General features: G+C 81.6%; 1 protein-coding gene. It reads right to left on the bottom strand.

What is annotated here, in order from left to right; genetic code table 11:
• Nucleotides 1–413: hypothetical protein (locus LKX83_RS34765; protein WP_227887289.1), on the bottom strand; the 413-nt coding region annotated here is incomplete at both ends.

Raw genomic sequence — 413 nt, 5'->3', positions numbered from 1 at the left:
CGGACGCCCGCCCCGTCCCGCGCCGCGCTCGTCGGCGCCCCCGCGTCTCGGCCGCTCGGCGCTCGCGCCGTACGCCTTGGCGGCTGTCCGCTCGCCAGCCGCTCCGTCGCGATAGCCCCCGCTGCGCCCAGCTGCCCGGCCATCGCCGCGCCCGCCGAACTCGCCCGCTCCGCTCCCGCCGCGGCGTCCTCTCGCCTCCACCGGCGCATCGCCTTTGCGGCCGTTGCCCGGCCCGCCGGCGCCCGGACGGCGCTTCGGTCCGGCGGCGGCAGCTTCAGGCGACGGCGCGGGCGAGAAGTACTTGCCCTGCTCCCACCAGCGCGCCTCGCCCGCCGGCGCCGATTCCGCCCCGGCGCCCCGGCCCTTGGCGGCAGCGTGCCCGCCTGCCGCGCCGCGACCCGCAGCGCTTCGGC

The sequence above is a fragment of the Cohnella baijiui genome (genome assembly GCF_020731285.1).
In the GTDB taxonomy this organism is placed as follows: Bacteria; Bacillota; Bacilli; order Paenibacillales; family Paenibacillaceae; genus Cohnella.
Note: the sequence above shows the minus strand (reverse complement) of the source record. Positions and strands in the feature narration are given on the sequence as shown.